Source organism: Gluconobacter cerinus (assembly GCF_025961355.1).
Lineage (GTDB): Bacteria > Pseudomonadota > Alphaproteobacteria > Acetobacterales > Acetobacteraceae > Gluconobacter > Gluconobacter cerinus.
This window is the reverse complement of the sequence record NZ_JAOQNM010000001.1, coordinates 1357618-1380303: the sequence shown is the minus strand read 5'-3', so window position 1 is coordinate 1380303 and position 22686 is coordinate 1357618. Positions and strand designations below refer to the sequence as shown.

The 22686-nt window shown below is 57.1% G+C and carries 20 protein-coding genes and 1 tRNA gene; 11 read left to right on the top strand and 10 right to left on the bottom strand.

Translation table 11 applies throughout. The annotated features are described in order from the left end of the window. Positions 1 to 92 precede the first annotated feature (92 nt). The 10 genes from M2305_RS06395 to M2305_RS06350 all read left to right on the top strand — a co-directional run bounded on the left by M2305_RS06395 (position 93) and on the right by M2305_RS06350 (position 8495). Positions 93 to 734: a hypothetical protein gene (locus M2305_RS06395; protein ID WP_264648886.1), complete on the top strand. Its 642-nt coding sequence runs from the start codon at positions 93 to 95 to the stop codon at positions 732 to 734. After that, the gene (locus tag M2305_RS06390) at positions 734 to 1585 is read left to right on the top strand and encodes a hypothetical protein (RefSeq protein WP_211514586.1); all 852 of its coding nucleotides are present in this window, start codon (positions 734 to 736) and stop codon (positions 1583 to 1585) included. Before M2305_RS06395 ends, M2305_RS06390 begins: the two co-directional genes overlap by 1 nt. A 185-nt stretch (positions 1586 to 1770) precedes the next feature. Then, positions 1771 to 2595 (top strand): hypothetical protein, encoded by an 825-nt coding sequence (locus M2305_RS06385; protein ID WP_264648885.1) that lies wholly within the window; start codon positions 1771 to 1773, stop codon positions 2593 to 2595. A 111-nt stretch (positions 2596 to 2706) separates the two neighbouring features. After that, the gene (locus tag M2305_RS06380) at positions 2707 to 2964 is read left to right on the top strand and encodes a helix-turn-helix transcriptional regulator (RefSeq protein ID WP_264648884.1); all 258 of its coding nucleotides are present in this window, start codon (positions 2707 to 2709) and stop codon (positions 2962 to 2964) included. Beyond that, positions 2958 to 3524 carry a hypothetical protein gene (locus tag M2305_RS06375; RefSeq protein ID WP_264648883.1) on the top strand — a complete coding sequence of 189 codons (567 nt, stop codon included), beginning with the start codon at positions 2958 to 2960 and terminating at the stop codon, positions 3522 to 3524. The genes M2305_RS06380 and M2305_RS06375 overlap by 7 nt, the downstream gene beginning before the upstream one ends. Further along, the gene (locus M2305_RS06370) at positions 3521 to 4285 is read left to right on the top strand and encodes a phage antirepressor (RefSeq protein WP_264648882.1); all 765 of its coding nucleotides are present in this window, start codon (positions 3521 to 3523) and stop codon (positions 4283 to 4285) included. The genes M2305_RS06375 and M2305_RS06370 overlap by 4 nt, the downstream gene beginning before the upstream one ends. Next, on the top strand, positions 4282 to 4827 hold the full coding sequence (locus M2305_RS06365) for a hypothetical protein (RefSeq protein ID WP_264648881.1): 546 nt from the start codon (positions 4282 to 4284) through the stop codon (positions 4825 to 4827). The genes M2305_RS06370 and M2305_RS06365 overlap by 4 nt, the downstream gene beginning before the upstream one ends. Continuing rightward, on the top strand, positions 4824 to 5897 hold the full coding sequence (locus tag M2305_RS06360; protein WP_264648880.1) for a DUF7146 domain-containing protein: 1074 nt from the start codon (positions 4824 to 4826) through the stop codon (positions 5895 to 5897). The genes M2305_RS06365 and M2305_RS06360 overlap by 4 nt, the downstream gene beginning before the upstream one ends. Next, positions 5848 to 7761, top strand: a complete 1914-nt coding sequence (locus tag M2305_RS06355) for a DUF927 domain-containing protein (RefSeq protein WP_264648879.1) — start codon at positions 5848 to 5850, stop codon at positions 7759 to 7761. Before M2305_RS06360 ends, M2305_RS06355 begins: the two co-directional genes overlap by 50 nt. A 185-nt stretch (positions 7762 to 7946) precedes the next feature. Then, entirely contained in the window at positions 7947 to 8495 is a 549-nt protein-coding gene (locus tag M2305_RS06350) for a recombinase family protein (protein WP_264648878.1), read from the top strand. 678 nt (positions 8496 to 9173) lie between these two features. Here the strand turns inward: M2305_RS06350 and M2305_RS06345 are convergent. The 8 genes from M2305_RS06345 to M2305_RS06310 form a co-directional block, all read right to left on the bottom strand. Continuing rightward, positions 9174 to 9249 (bottom strand) — tRNA-Lys (locus tag M2305_RS06345). 119 nt (positions 9250 to 9368) lie between these two features. Beyond that, positions 9369 to 10247, bottom strand: coding sequence for a ParB/RepB/Spo0J family partition protein (locus M2305_RS06340; RefSeq protein WP_046900405.1), 879 nt, complete (start codon positions 10245 to 10247; stop codon positions 9369 to 9371). Positions 10248 to 10253: 6 nt separating this feature from the next. Beyond that, a complete protein-coding gene (locus M2305_RS06335; RefSeq protein WP_264648877.1) occupies positions 10254 to 11054 on the bottom strand; it encodes a ParA family protein in 801 nt (266 codons plus the stop codon). Then, positions 11044 to 11625, bottom strand: coding sequence for a 16S rRNA (guanine(527)-N(7))-methyltransferase RsmG (gene rsmG, locus M2305_RS06330; protein WP_264648876.1), 582 nt, complete (start codon positions 11623 to 11625; stop codon positions 11044 to 11046). Before rsmG ends, M2305_RS06335 begins: the two co-directional genes overlap by 11 nt. Then, the gene (gene mnmG / locus M2305_RS06325) at positions 11622 to 13478 is read right to left on the bottom strand and encodes a tRNA uridine-5-carboxymethylaminomethyl(34) synthesis enzyme MnmG (protein WP_264648875.1); all 1857 of its coding nucleotides are present in this window, start codon (positions 13476 to 13478) and stop codon (positions 11622 to 11624) included. The genes rsmG and mnmG overlap by 4 nt, the downstream gene beginning before the upstream one ends. A gap of 3 nt (positions 13479 to 13481) precedes the next feature. Next, positions 13482 to 14777, bottom strand: a complete 1296-nt coding sequence (gene mnmE / locus M2305_RS06320; protein WP_264648874.1) for a tRNA uridine-5-carboxymethylaminomethyl(34) synthesis GTPase MnmE — start codon at positions 14775 to 14777, stop codon at positions 13482 to 13484. 113 nt (positions 14778 to 14890) lie between these two features. Then, positions 14891 to 16327 (bottom strand): cytochrome c, encoded by a 1437-nt coding sequence (locus tag M2305_RS06315; protein ID WP_046900400.1) that lies wholly within the window; start codon positions 16325 to 16327, stop codon positions 14891 to 14893. Positions 16328 to 16361: 34 nt separating this feature from the next. Further along, entirely contained in the window at positions 16362 to 18626 is a 2265-nt protein-coding gene (locus M2305_RS06310) for a PQQ-dependent dehydrogenase, methanol/ethanol family (RefSeq protein ID WP_099211272.1), read from the bottom strand. A gap of 423 nt (positions 18627 to 19049) precedes the next feature. On the opposite strand from M2305_RS06310, the gene M2305_RS06305 reads away from it, so the two are divergent. After that, on the top strand, positions 19050 to 19535 hold the full coding sequence (locus tag M2305_RS06305; RefSeq protein ID WP_046900398.1) for a methylated-DNA--[protein]-cysteine S-methyltransferase: 486 nt from the start codon (positions 19050 to 19052) through the stop codon (positions 19533 to 19535). A 60-nt stretch (positions 19536 to 19595) separates the two neighbouring features. Here M2305_RS06305 and rho read toward each other — a convergent pair whose 3' ends face one another. After that, on the bottom strand, positions 19596 to 20897 hold the full coding sequence (gene rho / locus M2305_RS06300; protein ID WP_046900397.1) for a transcription termination factor Rho: 1302 nt from the start codon (positions 20895 to 20897) through the stop codon (positions 19596 to 19598). A gap of 254 nt (positions 20898 to 21151) precedes the next feature. Next, on the bottom strand, positions 21152 to 22681 hold the full coding sequence (locus M2305_RS06295) for a GMC family oxidoreductase (RefSeq protein ID WP_264648873.1): 1530 nt from the start codon (positions 22679 to 22681) through the stop codon (positions 21152 to 21154). Positions 22682 to 22686 lie beyond the last annotated feature (5 nt).

The window sequence follows — 22686 nt, the reverse complement described above, 5'->3', positions numbered from 1 at the left end:
ATCGTTCTGCAAGGAACAAACTGATTTGCGGCTGGATGAGGCGCTACCAACGCCGCGCCCAGCCTAACCACATACCGAGAGGGACCTCGGCAATGGCTATTCATGCCTTTACCACGTCCGGCTTGCGCCGGGCAGTGATTGCTTCTGCGCACCTTGTTTCTGAGGCCGCGCCTGCTGTTCTGGGTGCGGGTCTGTTCCTGCTGTCTGTCGTGACACTCATTCAGCCAGAAAACCTGCACGGCCCGGCGCAGGCTGGTCATCACCATACCCATTCCTCCCTCCTATTGGCGTCTGCGAAAGCGGAAAGGGGGGCGTTCATGATGAACGATCAGTCCAAGGCCAGAATGGCGATTGTAGCGGGTCTGGGCCGTCTCGCCGGGCTGGCAGCCATGACAGGGACAGACGCCATTACGGCGGACTCTCTTTCATTCTGTCCGCCTCCTGTGGATTCACACCTGGTTGGTCTCTGCGCGGATCTGGCTGCCACGGAAAGAGAGCGGCAACGTCAGCTTGACCAGGCACACAGTCTTCCGGCGTCTCGCCTGGGGGGACTGCTGGCCCGGCGTCAGACGTTGATTGCTGCGGTCTGTGAGACGAAGGCAGGCAGTCTGGACGGTCTTAAGGCCAAGAGCAGAGCCACGCGGCTTGTGCTTGGGGATGCGGTGGTCCCGCGTAACATGCGGGAGGCCCTGATGCGCTCCCTGCTGGAAGACATGCAGGGAGGGCTCCTGTGATGCAGACGTTCAAGGTTAATGCGGGTGGAGAGAGTGCGGCTGATGTGTCGCCTGATGCCGTTCTGATCCGTCTGTGCGGTGAGTTCGTGCAGACTGTGCGGGCCAAGGATGTGCTTATGGAAACGGTTCCAGCCAGTCCTGAGGCTCAGGCTGTTTCTGATCGGGCACGTGAGCTGCTGGATGATCTTCTGGTGCAGCGTGCGACAACGCCGGAAGGCCAGAAAGCCCAGATGGAAGCTCTAAAGGCATTAGGACGGCCGGTGCTTGATTATGAGCAGATGATCCGTGAGGCTCCAGACTGGTTTGGGCAGGTCGCTGCGGCCATTATACGGGATCAGGCACAGGTCATGCAGGTTCGCCCGGCGGAGCCAGTTGTTTCCGCTCCTGTGGGGCCGGTGTCACCCTATGAGGCTGCTGTTCGTATGCGCCGGGCTCAGAGGCTTAAGGATCAGAGGACTGATTACCTTGAAACTCTGGAAGACGGGCAAGAGATACGGAAACGGCGCTGGTCTGCCCTTGATGCGCAGGCGGCCGAAAGTGTCGAACTGCTGTTGCATGATCTGATGCCGCTTCTGCCGTCTTCCTCCCTAGCGGATGCTGTGGTTCAGGTGTTCGCGGCACTGGAAACGCTTCAGGCAGTGGATCTGGAGCCGGTGGGCGGAAGTGCTCCCCTGTATCGGTCCGAGTATGTCACACGGATCATGCGGTGTCTGTCCTCAGCATTGCCCGTCCTTATGGCAGCCTGTGGGCAGGACCTGACGGACGTTCTGGACCCTGCGGCGCTGAGCCTGCCAGAAGCTGAGCACGGGCTTTTCAAGACACTCTGGCAAGGCTCTGAGGTGATGGCATGACCGGGCATTCTTTAGCCTCGTCTGGACTGGTCCACGCTGGGTATGTTCACGGCTTGTTTCCTTTTGGCGCTGGGTGCATGGTGACGGATGGCGCGGCTAGGTCTGGCCGCCGAACGCCGGAACCCCACGTCTGGCCCGCCGCGCCGCTCAAATTCATGTGTGGGGACGGCTGGCGTGGGGCGGCTATGGGTGAAACTACCAGTACATGGGTAGGGCTGGCTGATGCCTTGCATGACATCGTGTCTGCGCAGGTCTGGGATCAGTGTCTTGTCGCTTGGGATGCCTGTAAAGCAGCGGGTGGATATGCCAGTTTGGAGAAAGCATCTAAGCAGGCGCAACTAAGATATTGGGCTCGCACTCAAGGCTCTACGTCTTTGGTACCTAATGTGCAGAAGCTGCTGATCTCGCCTGAACTTCAAGACATGAAGACAGCCTTCTCTTTGCTACAAAGAGAGATTGTATCTTTTCTCTGTTCTGGTGAGGGAAGAGTAAGATTTTATAAGCCACTCCAAGGTGATTACTCAGAGCCCCCTAGTGGGTTCTGGAGGCAATCTACCCTCTGCCATTATCCGCCGCGGACAGAACCGCCTTTCTTTGAAGACGTATTCCGGGCGTGCTGGATACAACTGGGGTCTTCAGTCCGTGTCCCGGTGGATTTCATCCAGATATTACAGGCGGTAGAGGCTGTTACTCCTGAACCTGCGGTCTCCAGTATGAAAAAGCCGGGTGGTCCTGGTCGACCTGAGAAAGCCGAGACCACGTTTGCTCGAAGCGCTGCGCGTGCCTGGCTTGAAGAGGAAGGTGAGCTTTTTGAAAAGCGTGGAGAGCAGGCAGACTGCGAGCGATACGTTTTAGGTCAGCTCGAAGCAAAAAAGTTGACCCTCAGTGAGGCCAAAGTTCGAAGTGTGGTCAAAGAAGAAAGCGCAAAGCTGGCGGCAAAAAAAGACATCGAAAAGCTAAAGGCAGAAAAGGAAAAGGCCCGGAAATCCGCCAGTAATTGGAATGGTTAGTAATTCCTTTCTGACCTAACTGGCCGATTTTCCAAGGCGTTCCTGCACATCCTCGCATCATTCGGACATGGCGTGACGCCGCTGTCCGTGACGCAAGGAAGGTAAAAATTCATGCTTTCTATTAAGGACAAGGGGTCATCCCCTGCGCCGCTGGTCGTGTCTGAGAGGCAGGCTGCGGCAATGACTGGACTAGGCCACCGAACACTTCAGGCGATGCGTCTTAGTGGAAACGGGCCTGCCTTCGTCAAGCTAACCGAACGACGTATTGGCTACAGCGTCGCTGAGCTCCAGCGCTGGATCTCCAGCCGTTCAATGCGGTCAACGGCAGAATCAACGGTGCGAGCCCAGCGGGAGGCCGCACCATGCTGACAGCCTCTCATACGGTTTCACGGAGTGCGCCTGCATCGCGCCGGGCCGGTGATCTGCTTTGGCCGTCTCTGGAAGACAGCAAGCCGGATCTGCTTACGCGCCTTATGACGTTCTTCCGTGGCTGTGACGATTACGTGCAGAACAGCCCTTGGCGTCGTGACATGAGCGAGACCATGCGTCTGCATGGCCGTGATGAGTTCCGTCCTGTGCCGTCTCAGGATGCTGTGATTGGCTTTCTGGCAGCGTGGTCAGAACTGCGGAAGGTTCTGCTGGCTGACGACGCCTTTCTTGCCTTGGTCCATCCAGACATGCGGGAAGACGCGCCTGATCAGTTCCAGTCTCTGAAGGCTGCCCTGGTGTGGTTCCGCATTGGACTAGACCGGGATGTTCGCACGGTCGAGGCGAGGAACTGGCTGGATGCTCTCGGCTGGCAGGACGTTCTCACGCTGGCAGAAAAGCGGGATCAGGCAGCTGAGCGGTTGATTTCTGGAACTGCCATCGTCGGGCCTGAAGGTGACATCGTGGCTCTACCTACGGCCCGGCGGGAGGGCGCGGTATGACTCAGGTAATGCCTTTCCAGTTCGAAGGTCAGAATGTTCGGGTGCTGAACCGTGAGGGTGTCGCCTGGTGGGTGCTGACGGATGTGTGCGGACTTCTCGGTCATAGCAATCCGTCTGTAGCGGGTCGGCGTCTGGATGATGACGAGAAGGATACCCTAAACATTGGCGAGGGTATCCGGGACGGCGGTGTCTTTGCTGACGGTCGGGCTCAGTCCGTTGTCCTCATCAATGAATCCGGTCTCTGGTCTTTGGTCCTTACAAGCCGGAAGCCTGCTGCAAAGCGGTTCAAGAAGTGGGTGACAGGTGAGGTCATTCCGTCAATCCGCCGCACGGGTGCGTATGTCGCTTCTTCTGCTGGAGACACGTCTGAGACGCTGATGGCGCGTGCTGTTCTGGCGGCTCAGGAAGCTCTCCAGCGAAAGGATGCCGAACTGGTGGCGCTGGCTCCGAAAGCCTTGGCCTATGATCGCATCGCCGGGATGGACGGACTGCTAACCCTCACAGAAGCGGCCAAGGAATGTGGGTGGCCGCCGCGTCGGTTTATGGCTCGTCTTCACGAGATGCGCTGGATCTATCGGGCCGGAAACAAGAGCCGATGGATTGGTTATGCGGACAAGGAACGGGCTGGCTATCTCTCTTACAAGCATTTTGAGCAGACGCACCCAGAGGGGCATTTGGTAAGCCGCCCTCAGGTGGTGCTGACCCTTAAAGGGCTGGCCCGTATTGCCCAGATCCTCCCTGCTCAGGAGGAAGTGGTATGAGCTCTACTCTTGGGCATTTAATCACATTGGGTCTCCAGCAGCCTGCGCGGGTGAGTGGCAGCGATTGGAGCGAGGAAGACCGGGAGTGCTTGAGAAAGGCTGAAAAGCTTGTCCGGGCCTCTCAAAACAGGGTCATTGCAGGTTGTGTCCTTATCCCGGTTGGTGAGAGCGAAGACGCTCTTGCAAGGCTGGTGCGACGCATTAACGAACAGCGCGACGATTACTGGCCAAACCCTATCTGCAAGGAAGATTTGGCGGGAGGCTTTCTTCTTCTGCACGATCTGACTGTGCCGCTCCTCTGGGGCGCAGAGTGGTTACGAGAGCAGATCTTTCTCCAGACGGACGAAGCAACCTCAGCGGCTGTACGGGCCCTTAATGTCTTTCAGGCGCAAATGGATCTGCGGCGTCAAATGCTGGTCTGGGGTGGAGAGGGAGAGTTACCACCTTGCCCTGAAGAGGAATGGCGGATTGCTTCGTTGGCTCTCACCCGTCTCGGTGAGGTGGATACAGAGATCTGGAGCCAAAAGGCGCAACCCGCATGAGGCAGCATGACGCGGGCACGCTCTCACGGATGCTTGCGGAGCGCATCGGTGTTCTGGCGCGGGAGCTGCTGCCGAACGGCCGGAAGGATGGCGCGGAATGGCGGTGTGGGTCTCTAGCTGGCGAAAAGGGACAGAGCCTTGCCGTCCATCTGAATGGTTCTCGTGCGGGTGTCTGGGCTGACTTCAGTTCAGGAGAACGCGGGGACGCGCTGGATCTGGTGGGAGCTGTCTTGTTCGCGGGAGATCGACGGGAAGCCATGAAATGGGCTGTTAGCTGGCTCGGGCTGGGTGATGGTTCTGCACCGACTTTCCGTACTCCTGAACGGAGGCAGCCTGTTCCCGATAAGCGGAGTGAGGAATTGGATCAGGAGGCCCAGCGCAAGCGGGCTTCTGCGCGTCGGCTATGGCATGACACGGCACCTGGTATCGCAGGAACGCCAGTAGAGGCTTATCTCGCCGGGCGCGGGATTGTTCTGCGTGAGCTTGGGCGTGCTCCTGGTGCGCTACGTTTCAATCCGTCTGTCTGGTGTGGGGAAGTGCAGAGACCGCTTCCAGCCATGATTGCGGCCATCTGTGGCCCATCCGGAAAGCTGGTGGCCGTTCATCGGACGTGGCTGGGTCAGATGCGCGGCGGCCAATGGGCCAAGGCTGATCTTCAGAACGCCAAGAAGGTGCTGGGATCGTTCGGGGGCGGATGCGTGCGCTTGTGGCGTGGAGCCTCTGGCAAGGCGTTGGGTGTAGCTCCAGACGATGACGTGACGGTTATCGCGGAAGGCATTGAAACAGCGCTGTCCGTGGCTGTGGCGTGCCCTGAATTTCGTGTGCTGTCTGCGGTCTCACTGAGCAACATGGCTGCCGTCGCTCTGCCAGACACGCTCAAAAACATCATCATCGCGGCTGACAATGACCACGGGAATGAAAAAGCCCGTCGCGCACTGGAAGCCGCTCTCAAGAAATTTGCATCGCAGGGCCGCACTGTTCGGCTCGCCATGCCTGAAATCGTACATGGAGACTGGAACGATGTCCTCCGGGGAAAAGACACAGAAGGGCAGCAAGAGCGGCCAATCTGAAATTCGTAAGGGAATTGAGAACGCCAAGGTGGTTCAGTTTCCGGAAGCGGGACGAAATGACGCAAAACCGCAGGAAGTCAGTGAAGACCGGCGGTTTATTTATCGGGATGATGGGATCTGGCGTCGTAACGGTGATGGCGCTCCGTTTTTCCTCTGTGAACGTATCGAGGTTCTGGGAGAATCACGTGATGAAAACGGATTGAACTGGGGGCTTCTCCTAGCTTGGCATGATCGTGATGGTCACCGGCATGAGGAAGCTTTTGCCCGTGCCTTGTTCGCGGGAGATGGCAATGAGATCCGGACCCGGTTGGCAGACGGCGGCCTAACGCTGGGCGCGGGCGCTAAAGCCAAGGCAGCGTTCCTGGAGTGGCTGGCGAGCCTGAAAAGTTCTCAGCGGGCGAGAAGTGTCACACGGATCGGCTGGCACCAGTTCGGAGATGGAAGCGCATTCGTTCTGCCGGACGCAACCATTGGTGAGACCTCTGAGCGTATCGTCCTGCAAACGCCGGACCGGGAAACCTCGCTGTTCGGAGTTGCTGGCACGGTTGAGGACTGGAAGATCCAGATTGGTGCGCTGTGCATGAAGAACAGCCGTCTAATCTTCGCGGCCTCGTGTGCCTTTGCTGCGCCTCTTCTGGGGCTGCTGGGTGAAGAGGGCGGCGGCATCTCCTTCAAGGGCTCTAGCCGTCTGGGTAAGTCTACGGCCTTGCGCGTGGCGGCCTCTGTATGTGGGGGTACACCTCAGAACGGGGCAGCGAGTTACATCAGGAGCTGGCGCTCTACGTCCAACGGTATCGAGAGCACGGCCTTGGCATCCTGTGATGTGTTGTTGCCATTGGATGAGATCGGGCAGTTGGACCCGCGTGAGGCTGGTGAGATCGCCTATCTGCTGAGTAACGGGCAGGGCAAGGCGCGTGCTTCTCGGACGGGTGGAGCGCGGACCGTGGCGCGATTTCGCGTTTTATTTTTGAGCACCGGCGAACTGGGGCTTGCGGATCTCAACCGTGAAGCCGGAAAGGCGACAAAGGCCGGGCAAGAGGTGCGGTTTGCCGATCTGCCAGCAGACGCCGGGCATGGCCGTGGATTGTTTGAAGACGTGCATGACCATGACACGCCAGACGCTTTCGCCCGTCACCTGCGCGTTGTCACAGGGCAGTATTATGGCGCACCGCTACGGGCGTTCCTGTTGCGGCTTACGGATGAACTGCGGATGAAAGGGAATGACGCCATACAGGATCGGTTGCGCGGTCGTATGGCGGATCTGACGGCTCAGTGGTTGCAGTCCTACCCTGAGGCATCCGGACAGGTGCGCAGTGTGGCTGCACGATTTGCGATGGTGGCAGCAGGTGGAGAACTTGCGACGGAATACGGGCTGACAGGCTGGGACCATGACACGCCCGGCGTGATGGCGGAGATCTGTTTCGCTGCATGGCTGGCAGAGCGTGGAACGGTTGGACGGCGTGAGGATGAGCAGGCTGTTGCCCAGGTGCGAGACTTCATTGCCAAGAATGGTGAAGCCCGGTTTGAACGGTGGGTTGATTTTGTCCAGGGGGATGCAGCGCAATCGGAAGAAAGCCAGCCGCCGGGAGAAAGGTTCAGGACGCAGAACCGGGCAGGCTGGAAGCGCTGGATGAAAGGCGAGGAAGGAAAGCATGAATGGCGTTACTTCCTGACAGCGGAGGGAATGTCTGAAGCTCTATCAGGGTTGAACCGGCGCAATGCCACACAGACTCTGATTGAGACGGGCTATCTCCTGCCTGGCAAGAACAAGAACTCGACTGTCATTTCTCCGCCGGGCCATCGCAATATCCGGGCGTATGAGGTGAAGGCTTCTATTTTGGGAACAGAAGAGGGGGATCGCTGAGGCGATCTCCTTTCGCCATGCGCTGGACGCATGAGTTCAGGGTGTCTCTTTTGAGTATACCGATACGAGACGGCTTTGTGAGACACGGGATTGGCGGATTTCCTTGTCTCATTTGGGTTGATTTTTCTATATGAGACACTCTATGAGAAAGGTCTAGACCCAAACGAGACACTTGGAACCGCCATATGACTATCTACGGTTACGCCCGCGTCAGTACCACCGATCAGGATCTCACAATTCAGGAGCAGGCTCTCAAAGCGGCTGGGTGTCAGGTCATTCGTTCCGAGAAGGTGTCAGGGACTTCAACCGCCGGGCGTCGAGAGCTGCAAACCCTGCTCGCTTTCCTACAGGTAGGTGACGTGCTGGTGGTAACGCGGATTGATCGCCTGGCTCGATCCATCGCGGATCTGCAAACCATCATGCTCACACTCAAAGACAAGGGCGCGGCTTTGCGTTGCACGGAGCAGCCGGTGGATACGACCACGGCAGCGGGCAAAGCGTTCCTGGACATGTTGGGTGTGTTCGCGGAGTTTGAGACGAATCTGCGGCGTGAGCGTCAGCTGGAAGGGATCAAGGCCGCTAAAGAACGTGGCGTCTATACCGGCCGCAAGTCCTCGATTGATGCTGACGTGGTGAGGAAGCTGAGAGATGAGGGAATCGGGCCTGCTGAGATAGCCAAGCGTCTCGGTATTGGTAGGGCCAGTGTCTATCGCATCCTATCTGCTGATTTCTGAGCCTGTTGCGGTCCGAGTGCCTGGTCTGCGCGGGCAGCGCAGGAAGTTTCCTTCCCGCGTTTTTTGCCTTTCTATGCATTGAGCGCATATCGTTACCTTTTGAGGCTGGCATATGCGGATGGGCGTGTTTGGGAGGTGTTAAAGAAAAGTCCCAGTTTTCTGCGGAATAGCCATAAGAGCCAATAACACCTTTTAGAAGGTGTTACGCCTGAACTACGAAAGATGTTATTGAAAAACTGTTATAAAACAGATGCTTATCAGTCGAATAACACCCTAACACCTTTAACACCGTTTTCAGGGCAAGGGTAAGAAAGGCAGGAGCAGAGACCTCAGAGGCATGCGTTTTGTGCATAGGTCTGAAAAAAGGAAAGGGCAGGGCCAGCAGGATCAGGCGGCAATCCGAAAAATGTTTGGGTCCCTCCTGGAGGGTTTGTCGTCCGGGGGTAGTTCGCACCCTGGTTAGACCGACTCTCTACATAAACCGAAAGTAGGCTTTCTGTTGTTGCTGCTGTCGATCATATACGGGAGCAAAAAAGAACTGAGGTTTTTCAGATGAGTCCGGATTGAGTCCGGAAGATCTATAGGGTGGATATAGACCCTGATCTGGAAGACGGCTTAGGCGCCGCTGAGATCATCTAAAAAGCGCAGATTTTCAAGGGTAAGACCGGAAACGGAGCTTGGTGGGCACACAAGGGCTCGAACCTTGGACCCGCTGATTAAGAGTCAGCTGCTCTACCAACTGAGCTATGTGCCCGTCGCTCCGTTTCCGGTGACGCGCCTTATAAAGGGGAAGCGGGAATGCTTGCAAGGGGTTTTTCAGATTATAATGAATAAAATCCAAAAAAAATGATGGCCCCCTTTGATAACCGCCTCTTATTCCCGGTTGAGAAGACGCATGAGGCTCTCAAACTGTTCAAGAGATCGGTAATCGATCTTTAGCGAGCCGCCCTTTTTTCCATCGTAAGCGATGTGGACTTTAAGTCCCAGCCGAAGAGCCAGATCTTCTTCAATCTGGACAATTTCTGCGTCCCGGCGCTTTTTCTGAACGGCTTTCTTCTCTGATTTCTCAGCGACAAGAGCTTCTGTCTGGCGGACATTCAGCCCTTTTTCCAAAACAGTTTTGGCCGCAGCTATCGGGTCTGGATGGCTCAGAAGGGCACGGGCATGTCCCGCTGAGAGTTCACCGCGGCGAACATGGGCCCGGATCTCTGGCGGCAGGTTCAGCAAGCGCATGGTATTGGTGATGTGAGGCCGGGATTTTCCGACGGCGCCGGCCAGTTCTTCCTGCGTTAGGGTATAATCTGTGATGAGCCGCTGAAGGCCTTCAGCTTCTTCGATCGGGTTCAGGTCGGCGCGCTGAAGGTTTTCCACAAGCGCGGCTGCCATGGCATCCGTGTCATCCAGCTGGCGCACATGCACGGGAACACTATGCAGCCCAGCAAGCTGAGAGGCGCGCCACCGCCGCTCGCCAGCGATAATCTGGTATCGCTCAGGGTTGGCCGGGTCTGGTCGGACGAGGAGGGGCTGCAGAACGCCGCGGGACCGAATGGAATTGGCCAGTTCTTCCAGCCGCTCAGGGTTCATGTCCTGGCGTGGTTGAAAGGGGCTGGGCTCCAGCACGTCAACGGGCAGGGACGTATGCTGCTGAACAGGCGCATTGGCGCGCGTAGCACGGGCCAGCTGGGGAGCCTGATCGCCCAGAAGGGCGGCAAGACCACGACCTAGGCGCGGGGAAGTGTCCTTTTTGGCCATCGCAGCTTACGCCTTTGTCCTGTTCGCGGTTCGCTTCAGAAGTTCGTCCGCCAGTGCCACATAGGCGACTGCGCCTGTGGAACGTGCATCATAATTCAGCACCGGGCTACCGTGGCTCTGGGCTTCGGAAATACGAATATTTCTTGGGATCAGCGTTTCAAGTACCTGCTCACCGAAGAAACCCCGCGCATCTTGTGCGACGAGTTCTGAAAGGTTGTTCCGCCGATCGTACATGGTCAGCACAATGCCTTCGAGATGCAGATCTGCATTGAAGGCACGACGCACACGGTCAATGGTGCGCACAAGCTGACTGATCCCTTCCAGCGCAAAGAACTCACACTGTAGCGGCACGAGAACGCTGTCTGCGGCGACGAGGGCATTGAGCGTGAGAAGGCCAAGGCTGGGCGGGCAATCGATCAGGATGGTATCGTAGTCGCCTTCAAGGGAGCGCAAAGCATCCCTTAGACGATATTCACGACGCTCATCTGCGATCATCTCAAGTTCAGCACCAGCCAGCTCATTATTGGCGGTGATAATCGAAAGATTTTCGAATTCTGTCGGCTGTGCGAGAGCCTGAGGCTCCGCTTCCTGCATCAGGGCGGCATAGGTGCCAATATTCCGCTGATCATACTCAATGCCCAACCCGGTCGAGGCATTGCCTTGAGGGTCCAGATCAACGAGCAGGACGCGCTGTTTCCGTGCCAGCGCTGCGGCTAGGTTGATTGTGGTCGTGGTTTTGCCAACACCGCCCTTCTGGTTGGTGACAGCAATGATGCGGGTGGTGGGGGATACGGAATTAGACGACACGCTTGAAATCACTGACCTTGATAATGGCTCCGCCGGGGTCGGTGCGGCTGGGAAGAATGGTAGATGTCATGTGCCAGTCACGGCTTGCCTCGGTCAACTCATCCTGCGCCTTTATGCCTTTGAGAAACAGACAAAATCCGTTTTCTTTCAGCAAAGGACGCGCCCATCCGAGCAGTTTGACCAGCGGGGCCAGCGCACGGGCGGTAATGATGTCGGCTTCTGGCGGGGTTGCCGCTTCAATTCGCTTTGGAATGACCGTGACTTTGGCTCCGCAGATGCGAGCAGCTTCTCGGAGGAAGGCACATTTCCGCTGATCGGACTCAATCAACGTCACAGGATTATCTGTTGCGATTGCCAGAATAAGGCCAGGAAAGCCTCCGCCTGAGCCCAGATCAGTAATGGTTGCACCAGCAGGAATCATGTCTGCAAGTTGCAGACTGTCCTGGATATGGCGTGGCCACAATTGGCCTAGATCTTTTGGGCTGACCAGATTGATCTTCGCATTCCATTGCACGAGCAGGTCTGCGAAGCGTTCCAGTCTCTCCTGCGTTTCACGTGAAACGGTGGTCATGACAGGGTCCTTACATGGGCCAGCAGGGCAACCAGCGCAGCGGGGGTTACACCTCGCACACGTTGCGCAGCTGCAAAGCTGGTTGGTCGTGCCTGAGTAAAACGCTCACGCATCTCACTGCTCAGGCCGCCGATAGCGTTGTAATCCAGATTGTCCGGAAGGGCGATGGCGCTTTCGGATGCGAGCTGCTTGATCTCGCGATCCTGCCGCTGGAGATAGCCGCCGTAGCGGGCTTCCGTTTCCACATGACGGCGGATACGGAGAGGCAGAGCACCAAACCATGGCGCCAGATCCAACACCTTCGAATGATCGCCGTTGCTGGCAAGAACATCCAGAACGCTCCGACGTCGCCCATCTAAAGAGACCTCAAACCCGACGTCCTTGAGGGCTTGGGGCAGGAAGGTCGTCGATGCTGCCAGTGCCATGGCTGCGTCAATCTGGGTCTTCATGTTGGTAAAGGCTTCAGCGCGTTCAGATAGAATGCAGCCGGCTTCCATGCCTTTTGGCGTAAGTCGTAGGTCTGCATTGTCAGCCCGGAGGCTGAGGCGATACTCAGCCCGGGACGTGAACATGCGGTAGGGCTCGCTGATGCCGTGCAATGTCAGGTCGTCGATCATGACACCCAGATAAGCATCGCTCCGATCCAGAATGAGCGGATCGTTTCCGGCGGTCGCGCGGGCGGCATTCAGGCCAGCAAGAAGGCCCTGAGCACCGGCTTCTTCATAGCCTGTCGTGCCGTTGATCTGCCCTGCAAGGTAAAGGCCAGGCAGGCTGCGCAACTGAAGTGAAGGCATCAGCTCCCGCGGATCGACGTAATCATACTCCACAGCGTATCCGGCTGTGACGATCCGCGTTTTTTCCAGCCCCGGCATCGATGCGATCATGAGGGCCTGAACATCAGCGGGAAGGCTGGTGCTGATACCGTTCGGGTAAACAAGGTCACCCCCGGGATTTCCCGGGAGCGCTTCGGGCTCAAGAAAAACCTGATGGGAAGACCGCTCTGCGAAACGGACAACCTTGTCCTCAATTGACGGGCAATATCGTGGGCCACGGCCTGCAATCGCGCCACCATACATGGCTGAACGGTGCAGGTTTTCGTTGATGATCCGGTGCGTTTCCGATGTGGTTTGGCTGATCCGGCATGAGACCTGGGCGTTGGTGATGCTGCTCGTTAGAGGGCTGAACGGCTCTGGAACTTCATCACCCCGATCTTCAGGCAGGCTCTCCCAGTCAATGCTGTCGCGGGCAATGCGTGGTGGTGTCCCAGTCTTGAGGCGCCCCATACGAAGCTTTAGAGCTTCCAGTCGTTCTCCCAGCTTGGTGGCTGGCGCTTCACCGATGCGCCCCGCAAGCTGCTGTTCATGGCCGACGTGGATGACCCCGCGCAGGAACGTGCCTGTCGTGAGCACCACGGCGCCACACCGGAAGGACCGACCGTCTTCGCAGATCACACCACGAATATTTCCGTTCTCTTCAATCAGATCTCCAACAGCTCCAGCCATGATCGTCAGATTAGGTGTTTCTGCCAGCAGGGTTTGAATAGCCGTTCTGTAAAGGGAGCGATCGGCCTGCGCGCGCGGGCCATGGACAGCCGGTCCCTTGGAGCGATTGAGCAGCTTGAAATGGATGCCAGCGCGATCAGCGGCTTTGCCCATCAGACCATCCAGCGCGTCAATCTCACGCACGAGATGTCCTTTGCCGATGCCGCCAATGGCAGGGTTGCAAGACATAGCCCCGATGGTTTCGAGCTTGTGTGTCAGCAGGAGCGTCTTGGCCCCAAAGCGCGCTGAAGCTGCTGCTGCTTCACAACCAGCATGGCCGCCGCCGATCACGATGACATCGAAATCGCTCAAAACTTACTTCCCGATACAGAACTGCCCGAAAATTGCATCGAGCAGGGATTCAACATCAACACGTCCTGTCAGACGTCCCAGAGCCTGCATGGACAGGCGTAACTCTTCTCCGCGCAACTCGGGCCACGTGGCACCTCGGGCGAGATCCAGGTGCGTAACAGCTTCCTGAATGCCTGCACGGTGGCGAGCACGGGTCAAAGGCGGTGCTCCGGCATTGGCCGTCATCGCAGAGACCCGTTGGGTCAGGAAAGCTTGTAGTTCTGACAGACCTTCACCCGTCTGGGTGCTGATGCCTAGCATGTTCGGGGGCGCTGGTGCGATGTCGATTTTTGTTCGGACTGCAATTTCATCGGAAGACAAAGCCTCGGCTGCTTCATCTGGCCCAATGAGGTGCAGAATAACGTCCGCCTGTTTCACGTGAAACAGTGCCCGGCGAATACCTTCCGCCTCAATCTCATCTTCAGTTTCCCGCAGCCCGGCGGTGTCGATCAGACGAAGACGAACGCCATCCAGAACCCAGTCTACTGCAATGGCATCCCGTGTTGTTCCTGCACGGTGAGTGACAATAGCTGCGTCATATCCTGATAACGCATTGAGAAGGCTTGATTTTCCAACGTTTGGCGAGCCTGCGATCACGACCGTCAGCCCTTGTCGCATCAGTTCTCCACGGTTGTCCTGAAGATGAGCGGACATCTCGTTATGTAGAGCTGACATCTCGGCCAGAAGAGTGTGTTCCACCTCGGGGGGAAGGTCTTCATCAGGAAAGTCGATCAGAGCTTCCTGATGGGCCAGAACAAGCCTTAATCGTTGAGCCCATCCATCATAAAGGCGGCTTAGCGCCCCATCGGCTTGTTGTAGGGCCTGTTTGCGCTGGCTTTCAGTCTCGGAATCGACGAGGTCTGCGATGGCTTCTGCTTGCAGGAGATCCAGTCGGCCCTTCTGCACGGCGCGCTTTGTAAATTCTCCCGGCTCTGCAGGACGGGCGCCCAGATCCGTCAGGGCGTCAGCGACACACGCAATAACGGCCGGACCTGCATGCAGGTGTAGCTCGAACCCATCTTCTCCGGTGTACGATTTTGGCCCTGGCAGCCAAAGCACCACAGCATGATCCATCACCTCGCCCTGATGGCGAAGGCTTCGGAGGCTGGCACGCCGAGGTTCGGGCAAGGACCCGCACAGGCTTTGGAGAATAGAGGCGCTTCCCGGTCCGCTGGCGCGCATGATGGCGATCGCTGCGCGGCCTGCGCCTGTGGCCAGAGCAAAAATGACCTGAGGGTCCGAGGAAGAAAAGGGGTTCATGCCCCTTTATGTAATGCAGGACGTCGTCATGTGAAATCGGCCTCCACAAAAGAAAACGGGCGGCCCGTTTCCGGACCGCCCGTTCCTGTCAGACCGATAGGGTCAGAAGAGGCTTATTGAGCCTCGTCCACACCCGTATGCGTCTGCGGGGAGAAGGTCCAGCCTTCGCCGTAAGGCTGTGGCATGTAAGCCATCCAGCCTCTGGATGACACGTTCCAGCCTGCTGTGGAAACCGGAGCACCTGTTGTACGGAGCTTACGGATGTCTGCGGCAGATAGCGTGCCTGGAGCCTGGTTGCCCCAGCTCTTGCGCATGAAGTTAACGGCATCAGCGATCTGCTGGTCAGACAGATGATCGCGGAAGCCCGGCATGGCAACAGCAGATGGTGCTGTGTTCGTCGGAGGCAGAATGCCGCCGAAGGTCACGATGTTAGCCATCGACGTTGCATTGTCGGTGATGACAACCGGATTGCCAGCCAGAGGCGGGAACATACGGTTGACGCCTGTACCGTCATTCATATGGCAGATGGCGCAGTTATGCAGGTAAACCTCTGCACCTGCATCACCCTTACCGCCAGCTTCCAGCAGGGCTGTTGCCTTGCCATCGTCCTGACCAAGGTTCTTGCCTTCCGGCACGGCAGGCATGCTCTTCAGGTACTTGGCTGTGGCGTGCAGATCGTCATCAGTCCAATGCTGCGTGCTGTAGGCCACCACGTCAGCCATCCCACCGAAGACGGCGGAATGGTCGATACGGCCGCTCTTCAGGAATTCAGCAATATCGTCTTCAGACCAGCGGCCCAGACCTGTGTCGCTGTTGCTGCGCAGGCTTGGTGCAATCCAGTTGTCAATGGGGGCACCACCGGACAGGTAAGCATTGCCGTCCTTGGCCGTGTAACCCTTGACCTGCATGGCCATGCCACGAGGTGTATGACACTCGCCGCAATGGCCCGGGCCGTTCACCAGATATTCGCCGCGAGCCACTTCCGGATCGGAGATGCTCTTGTCCAGACCCGGTGTAACGGTTGGAACGAACATGGCGCGCCAGATGGCCAGCGGCCAGCGCATGTTCATCGGCCAGGAGATGTCCGGCTGCTTGTTCTGAAGGGCGACCGGCTTCACGCCATGCATGAAGAAGGCATACATGGCCTTGATGTCGTCGTCAGACAGGCGGGCAAACTCAGGATACGGCATGGCCGGATAAACCGTCGCGCCGTCCTTGCGGATACCCTTGCGGATCGCCTTGGTGAAGTCTTCCAGTGTGTAGCTGCCAATACCGTATGTCGGGTCAGGCGTGATGTTGGTGGAGTAGATCGTGCCGATCGGGCTCTTGATCTCCAGACCACCAGCAAAAGGCTGACCGTGCAGGCTTGTATGACAGGCAACGCAGTCAGACAGGCGGGCCACGTAGGCACCGCGCTGAATCAGGGCGTCATCAGCGTCCTGGGCTTGGGCAGCGCCAAAAGACACTGCCATAAGGCCGACTGCGGCCGCGAATTTCCATCCCTGTTTCATCTCAGATACCAGTCTGTCCCGAGTTAATGCCTTGAGCATGTCACGTCATTCCTTTCAGCGTGACGGTTTCCCGTCACGGATGGTCCGGCGTTGCAGGCGCAACCGGACCCTGAGGGACGTTGAGGAATTCGCCGTTCGGGACGCCTGCCTCATTCTCTCGGGCCTTGACTTCGTCTGCGTAGGACTCGTTGGCGCGCTTTACGATGAAGTTGCGGATGTCTTCGATTTCAGCCGGAGACATGGACGTGTCGAAACGATCCATACCGTAGGCCGTCAGAGCACCCTTGCCGACGAGCTTGTAGAACTTTTCAGGCCCGCGGATCGCACCGGACCAACGCAGGTCAGGCAGAACGCCGCCAGAGATGCTGTTGTCGCCGTGGCAGGCAGCGCAATAGGTCTGGAACTGGAAGTAGCCGTCCTTGGTCTTGGCTTCATCCCACTTCTCAGGCGGCTTCACCGGAACAAATCCAAGCTCGTTCTTGGCAGGCAGCTTGTCGTTGCCATCAAGAGCGAAGGCGATGATCCGTGAGTGGTTGACGGTCCAGCCGGATGTCCGAGCTACGCCACCGAGGAAGAACGGATAGATACCGCCCCAACCCACTTCAACCGCAACATACTGCTTGCCGTGAGCCGTATAGGTCACAGGAGGAGCAATGATGGCGCTCTGGGCTGGGAACTTGAACAGATCCTTGCCTGTCGTGGCATCGTAGGCATGGAATTCACCGGTCGCGAGACCCTGGAACAGCACGCCGCCGGCTGTGGCAAGAAGGCCACCATTCCACGGACCCTTGTGGTCAACCGTGAACGCTGCCTGCTGCTTCTGCGGATCCCAGGCCACGATCCAGCCCTTCAGATCTTTCAGGAACTGGGCTTTGTCAGCCTTGTGCTGCGGATCGTTGTCATCCAGCAGGCCGATCTTGTTCATGTCCAGACCAAGGTTCCAGCTATCGTGGTGAGCTTTGAAGCCACCCTTCTGCGGGTCATAGACGAACGGTACCTGCTGAGCCGGGATGTAAACCAGCTTCGTCTGCGGGCTGTAAGCCATGGCAGCAAAGTTATGGCCACCCAGATCGCCCGGAATGCCGTACCAGGGCTTGCCGTTCAGCGTCCACAGAGCGTCGGGATTATAGTTCGGACGGCCCGTTACAGGGTCCAGACCATTGGCCCAGTTCTCGTAGGTGTAAGGTTTGCCGGAAATGAACTTACCGGTCTTGGCATCGAGGATATAGAAAAAGCCGTTCTTTGGCGCATGAACGAGCACATGGCGCATTTCGCCATTGATCGGCATGTCGAGCGCCATGATCTGCTGAACCGAGGTGTAATCCCACTGGTCCATCGGCGTTTCCTGGAAATGCCAGACGTATTTGCCGGTATCAGGATTGATGGCCACGATGCTGCCGAGGAAGAGGTTGTTTCCTTTTCCTTCAGACCGGAACTTGTAGTTCCATGGTGAGCCGTTACCGACGCCCAGGTAAACGAGATCTGTGACCGGGTCATAGATCAGCGAATCCCAGACGGTACCGCCGCCGCCCTGCTGCTTCCATGCGCCGCCCTTGCCCCATGTCGGGTAAGCCTTGGACATCAGCACATCGTCAGAAGCTGCGCCGTCCGGCTTATTGTCGGGGTTTGGAACAGTGAAGAAGCGCCAGTCCACCTTACCCGTTTCAGCGTCATACGCTGTCACGAAGCCACGGGCGCCAAATTCTGCGCCACCGTTACCGACGATGACCTTGCCCTTGGCAATACGCGGAGCGCCATCAAGCGTGTAAGAGCGCTGATGACCGAGCTGTGCTTCCTTGGGAACGGTATAAACGCTCCAGACCAGCTTGCCGGTCTTGGCGTCCAGAGCGATCAGACGACCGTCGAACGTGCCAAAATAGACCTTGCCGTTCCAGTAAGCCGCACCACGGTTGACCGTATCGCAGCAGCCACGGTCAGCAATGTTGCCGGGAACTTTTGGATCATAGGACCAGAGCAGCTTGCCTGTTGCTGCATCCAGAGCTTTCATCTTGCTCCAGTTGGTCGTGGCATACATGACGCCATCGATGATCAGCGGCGTACCTTCCTGCCCACGGTTGGTATCCAGGTCATAGTGCCATGCCAGTTTCAGATTGCCGGCATTGTCCTTGGTGATCTGGTCCAGGGGGCTATAGCGCTGCTCGGAGTAGGTCCGACCATAGCTCATCCAGTCTCCTGGATGCTGGTCGGCATTGGTGATGGCGGTACCGGTGTCCTCAGCGAGGGCAAGAGGGGAAGCTGCGCAGAATGCCAGTGCGGCCGCGCAGCCCAGAAGGCGCTTCTTCGTAACGTTGATCGGCGTCAGTAGACCAGAAACCATGATCCGACTGTCCTTTTTGCAAAGACTGTTCTTACTGCTGATATTCCGGACCGCTCAAGTCCTGATGGATGCCTTACAGGTAAGGAATCATCAGTTTTTGAAGTTGCCTGGAAAACCAGCATCACGAGAACTTACTACTCCTTATCTTATTGTTTATAGAAAACTGAGCTTCTGACGTTTCCGTGAGCGTTATGCTGACAAAAATCGAAAAACAACTAGATGAGAATTGTTCTCAAAAACTAATGACCTGTATCTGAGCGATCCTGTCGCAGTTTTGACACACGAATGGCTATTTCCCAACAGATTGCAGAGTATTTCAGGAAAGAATACGAAAATAGTTCCATATGTTATTTGAGAATATCGGCTTCCCGGAATATGCAGAGCATGCATACGTTTTTTTGATCGGGACTCTTTTAGGGAAGCATGATTGACGCTTTCCAAGGCATCAGGCAGCCTAGCTGTATGCCACAGCTATCCTGTTATTCTCCTCTTGGAGCCCTTACCATCAGTGAAGACGAAGGGCGTATTGTCGCTCTCGACTGGGGATGGGGACGCGATCAGGAGGAAACTCCGCTCCTCGTAAAAGTTCGGGATCTGCTCGAACAGTATTTCGATGGCGAAAAGGTAGATTTTTCCAGTCTGCCATTTTCTCCATATGGCACGCCGTATCGCCAGAAGGTCTGGCAGGCAATCCTTGAAATCCCCTACGGAGAGACCCGGACATACGCCCAGATTGCGGCACAGGCTGGTGGATCAGCCCGGTCCATAGGCGGAGCAATGGGCGCGAATCCGATCCCTGTTCTGATCCCGTGTCATCGTGTTGTGGGAACGAACGGGCTTGGAGGCTATTCGGGGCTGAATGGTGTTGTAGACAAGAGAATTCTCCTCAATCTCGAAAAGGGTGAGTGAGAAAGTCCAATAAAAAAGGGGAGCCATGGCTCCCCTTTTTTTGTGACGCAAACAACAGGATCAGTTGTTCATCGCGTCGAAGAAGTCCTGATTGGACTTGCTGTACTTGAGCTTGTCCAGCAGGAAGTCCATGGCATCCATCGTGCCCATCGGGGCAAGGATGCGACGCAGGACCCACATTTTGGAAAGCTCACCGCGCTCAACAAGGAGCTCTTCCTTACGCGTGCCCGACTTGGTGATGTCAATGGCCGGGAAGGTGCGCTTGTCAGCCAGCTTGCGATCCAGGATGAGCTCGGCGTTACCGGTGCCCTTGAACTCTTCGAAGATCACTTCATCCATGCGCGAACCGGTATCGATCAGCGCAGTGGCGATGATGGTGAGCGAGCCACCCTCTTCAATGTTACGGGCCGCACCGAAGAAGCGCTTGGGGCGCTGCAGGGCGTTTGCGTCCACACCACCTGTCAGCACCTTGCCCGATGAAGGAACGACGGTGTTGTAGGCGCGGGCAAGACGCGTAATGGAATCCAGCAGGATGACCACGTCGCGCTTGTGCTCGACAAGGCGCTTGGCCTTTTCGAGAACCATTTCCGTCACCTGAACGTGGCGTGTTGCCGGTTCGTCGAAGGTGGAGGACACGACTTCACCACGCACCGAGCGCGCCATGTCCGTCACTTCTTCCGGACGCTCATCAATCAGAAGAACGATCAGGAAGACTTCAGGATGATTGGCTGAAATGGACGCAGCGATGCTCTGGAGCATCACGGTCTTACCCGTACGGGGCGGAGCAACGATCAGGGCGCGCTGGCCCATGCCGATTGGCGTCACCAGATCGATTACACGCGGGGTGTAGTCGCGCTGGTCCTTTTTGCCCTTGCTGCGCGGAGAAGACTCGCTGGCGGCTGGCTCGGACTGCTCAACTTCCATCTTCAGGCGGCGCTCAGGGTAGAGCGGCGTCAGATTGTCAAAGTTGATACGAGTCCGGACAACGTCCGGGTCCTCGAAGTTGATGGTGTTGACCTTCAGCAGAGCGAAGTAACGCTCTCCGTCGCGAGGCGCACGGATCTGGCCTTCGACGGTATCGCCAGGGCGGAGGCCGAAGCGACGAACCTGAGTTGGGGAAATATAGATGTCGTCAGGGCCAGGAAGGTAATTTGCTTCCGGGCTGCGCAGGAATCCAAAACCGTCTGGCAGGATTTCCAGCGTCCCTTCGCCGTAGATCGCCTGATCGCGCTCGGCAAGGGTCTTGAGGATGGCAAACATGATGTCCTGCTTGCGCATGGACGAGACGTTCTCGATCTCCAGTTCCTCTGCATAAGCCAGCAGATCGGCCGGAGATTTTTTCTTGAGTTCGGCGAGATGCATGAAAGACGCGCCTTATGTGCCCTTTGGGCAGACCTTAATGGGGGAGGATGTGCCTGCCTGATGCAAGAACTGGATCGGAAGCAGTGGTTCGGGATGTCTGGCACCCATGAAGGGCCGGGCATCGCAAACGGGCATCATCCGGTTAGGAAAGGAGACCGGGCAGCTGATAGCCACCAAGAAGTCACGCTCGAATTACCGGAGCGCACAAAGGGGTGTCAAGCCTCGTGCGCTCCGGGGTGGCACTTTGATATAAATCAGTTTTTCAGCATGGCATCTGCGGTGCGCAAAGACAGGGCCATAATGGTCAGGGCCGGATTGGCTGCCGTGGCACTGGGAAAGGTTGAATGATCGCTGATCCAGAGGTTGTCGATATCAAAACTCTGACCGTATGGGGTGACGACAGCAGAGCCGGACTCCGTCCCCATCCGTGCCGTTCCCATCATATGGGCTGCCCGATCAAGAAGACGTAGATCCTTGGCTCCGATGGCTTGCCACATGCGCGTTAACAGACGCGATGCATGAGCGTGCATTGCCAGCTCGTTCGGGCCGTAGCTGTGGGTAATCAGTGGCTTTGGCAGGCCCAGGGCATCCTTTTCATCTGACAGAACAACCCGGTTTTCAGGGCTGGGCATGCAGTCGCCGTGAATCCCCATGCCGATACTGCGGTTGTACCCGGCCAATGTTCTTACGAGATCTGCTCCACGACGGTTTGACCCACGTGCAATGTTGGAGGCCCAGGTGATCGGCATCATTCCGAGAGACTGGATCAAATAGCCCCCCGCAAAATCGGCATCTTTGGGACGCATCATGTCTTCTGTGATTGTGAGGGACGGATAACCCCGGTTGGGGCGTACCTCCTCATCAATTTCTCCCCAGATCTGCGTCGAGATATGGGTCATGTAGTTTTCACCGACCTGTCCAGAGCTGTTTGCCAGTTCGTTGTGCAATAGCAGTCTTGCCGTTTCGACAGCACCGGCAGACAGAACAAGGCGCTCACAGCGTTGACGGACATTTTCACCGTTTCGGGTGTAGACGACGCCGGTGACGCGCCCAGCCTGGTTCGTCTCGATTGTATGGACGTGGCACCCAGAGCGAATTTCAGCACCATGCGCGACAGCAAGCGGAAGCCACGTATTGTCTGCGCCTGACTTGGCCCCGTTGCGGCAGCCCTGATGACATGCGCCGCAATTTGCACACGCTTTACGAGTTCCAAAATGAGGCTGGTTGAAATCACGCGTAATGAGAGCCGTTGGTCCATCAGCATGACGAATACCAACGGCGTCGCAAGCTTCCCGCATCTTCATCGCAGCCGGATTGGCTGGTGGAGGGGCGTAGGCATAACGCCGGGTAGGATCCCATGGATAGTTGGATGGACCCGAGACACCAATGAAGGTTTCAACCTCTTCTATGTAGGGGAGGAGTTCTTCATAAGAAAAGGGCCAATCCACACTGCGGCCGGTTTCAGTATGAAGCCGAAAATCGCCAGCATGAGGGCGGGGTAGAAAAGCACCATAATGCAGCAGGGAGCCGCCCACGCCAGTGCCACTATTATTTCCACCGAAAGGTTGAGGATTGCGGCCACCAGACAGACGTTCATGCAGCCAGTAGATTTCGCGCGCCTCGATCTCGTCAGATGTATAACGGGAGGGTGAAAAGTTCGGGCCAGCTTCAAGGACCAGGACACTCTTTCCGGCCTGGGCCAGACGAGCGGCAAGAGGAGCGCCGCCTGCGCCACTCCCGATGACAATGACGTCCAGAATCTCTGTTTCGGCATAGGTCTTCATGGAAG

What these genes read in the sequence shown, in the direction of transcription:
- rho (WP_046900397.1), bottom strand. Translation starts at nt 20,897, where the DNA reads ATGCATCTCGCCGAACTCAAGAAAAAATCTCCGGCCGATCTGCTGGCT.
- mnmE (WP_264648874.1), bottom strand. Translation starts at nt 14,777, where the DNA reads ATGAACCCCTTTTCTTCCTCGGACCCTCAGGTCATTTTTGCTCTGGCC.
- M2305_RS06340 (WP_046900405.1), bottom strand. Translation starts at nt 10,247, where the DNA reads ATGGCCAAAAAGGACACTTCCCCGCGCCTAGGTCGTGGTCTTGCCGCC.
- M2305_RS06360 (WP_264648880.1), top strand. Translation starts at nt 4,824, where the DNA reads ATGAGGCAGCATGACGCGGGCACGCTCTCACGGATGCTTGCGGAGCGC.
- M2305_RS06380 (WP_264648884.1), top strand. Translation starts at nt 2,707, where the DNA reads ATGCTTTCTATTAAGGACAAGGGGTCATCCCCTGCGCCGCTGGTCGTG.
- M2305_RS06375 (WP_264648883.1), top strand. Translation starts at nt 2,958, where the DNA reads ATGCTGACAGCCTCTCATACGGTTTCACGGAGTGCGCCTGCATCGCGC.
- M2305_RS06295 (WP_264648873.1), bottom strand. Translation starts at nt 22,681, where the DNA reads ATGAAGACCTATGCCGAAACAGAGATTCTGGACGTCATTGTCATCGGG.
- M2305_RS06395 (WP_264648886.1), top strand. Translation starts at nt 93, where the DNA reads ATGGCTATTCATGCCTTTACCACGTCCGGCTTGCGCCGGGCAGTGATT.
- M2305_RS06385 (WP_264648885.1), top strand. Translation starts at nt 1,771, where the DNA reads ATGGGTGAAACTACCAGTACATGGGTAGGGCTGGCTGATGCCTTGCAT.
- M2305_RS06390 (WP_211514586.1), top strand. Translation starts at nt 734, where the DNA reads ATGCAGACGTTCAAGGTTAATGCGGGTGGAGAGAGTGCGGCTGATGTG.
- M2305_RS06310 (WP_099211272.1), bottom strand. Translation starts at nt 18,626, where the DNA reads ATGGTTTCTGGTCTACTGACGCCGATCAACGTTACGAAGAAGCGCCTT.
- M2305_RS06365 (WP_264648881.1), top strand. Translation starts at nt 4,282, where the DNA reads ATGAGCTCTACTCTTGGGCATTTAATCACATTGGGTCTCCAGCAGCCT.
- M2305_RS06355 (WP_264648879.1), top strand. Translation starts at nt 5,848, where the DNA reads ATGTCCTCCGGGGAAAAGACACAGAAGGGCAGCAAGAGCGGCCAATCT.
- M2305_RS06315 (WP_046900400.1), bottom strand. Translation starts at nt 16,327, where the DNA reads ATGCTCAAGGCATTAACTCGGGACAGACTGGTATCTGAGATGAAACAG.
- M2305_RS06305 (WP_046900398.1), top strand. Translation starts at nt 19,050, where the DNA reads ATGATTGACGCTTTCCAAGGCATCAGGCAGCCTAGCTGTATGCCACAG.
- M2305_RS06370 (WP_264648882.1), top strand. Translation starts at nt 3,521, where the DNA reads ATGACTCAGGTAATGCCTTTCCAGTTCGAAGGTCAGAATGTTCGGGTG.
- rsmG (WP_264648876.1), bottom strand. Translation starts at nt 11,625, where the DNA reads ATGACCACCGTTTCACGTGAAACGCAGGAGAGACTGGAACGCTTCGCA.
- M2305_RS06350 (WP_264648878.1), top strand. Translation starts at nt 7,947, where the DNA reads ATGACTATCTACGGTTACGCCCGCGTCAGTACCACCGATCAGGATCTC.